1 protein-coding gene and 1 pseudogene are annotated in these 652 nt (G+C 60.6%); both read right to left on the bottom strand.

Annotation, left to right across the window (positions count from 1 at the left end):
- Positions 1–332, bottom strand: a pseudogene (locus PROAA_RS17865) (hypothetical protein); the annotation flags it as partial.
- Positions 332–613, bottom strand: coding sequence for a helix-turn-helix domain-containing protein (locus PROAA_RS19445; protein WP_425394034.1), 282 nt, complete (start codon positions 611–613; stop codon positions 332–334). The gene PROAA_RS19445 and the pseudogene PROAA_RS17865, both read right to left, overlap by 1 nt.
- Positions 614–652: the final 39 nt, after the last annotated feature.

Below are 652 nucleotides of genomic sequence, written 5' to 3'. Positions count from 1 at the left end.
TCCGAGCGCCCTCGCGCCTCGGGGGAATAGGCGGCTATCATCTCGATGCCCAAACGCTGCAGGGCGTGACCAAACTGGGTGGGGCGCTGCTTGTCGACTTTGCCGCCGGCTTCGGGCGTATGCCAGTAATGGCTGCCACGATCCGAGTAGAAGCGCGAAAACAGCCCCCGGGATTCGATCACTTCGCCGACGCCGCGCAAGCTGCTGGCCGTACCTTCCTGCCCGACAAAGAACATCGAGTACTGTTCGTTGGTCGCGTCGTCCATGGTGACGATCAGATCCCAGCGCTGGCCGGGTATCCATTCATGTGTGCTGCCATCCTGGTGAATCATCAGTCCGGGCCACGGCGAACGCTCTCGACGTTTACGGTGGGCTCCCCGTGCCTTCGCCTTGGGGACCAGTTCGGCTTCCTGCAGCCGACTCTTGACCCAGCTATAGCTGCGCGTTCCCTTATCCTTCCGATACGATGATCTATCAGACCTTCCAGACCGCCCTCTTCGTAACGCCCAAGGTAACGGCGAAATGTCCGGTCGCTGACCCCCAGAAGACTAGCCGCCTCCAGTTGCGTCAGTCGGCCGTGCTGCCAACCCCCATACGCTTCTTCAAATCTCATCTTCCTTAGCTCCTGTAGCAATTCCGTCCGCCTCATCCC

This window comes from Candidatus Propionivibrio aalborgensis, from assembly GCF_900089945.1.
Taxonomy (GTDB): domain Bacteria; phylum Pseudomonadota; class Gammaproteobacteria; order Burkholderiales; family Rhodocyclaceae; genus Propionivibrio; species Propionivibrio aalborgensis.
Note: the sequence above shows the minus strand (reverse complement) of the source record. Positions and strands in the feature narration are given on the sequence as shown.

Bases quoted from the DNA above. Each gene is read 5' to 3' on its own strand.
- PROAA_RS19445 (WP_425394034.1), bottom strand. From the start codon at position 613: ATGAGATTTGAAGAAGCGTATGGGGGTTGGCAGCACGGCCGACTGACG.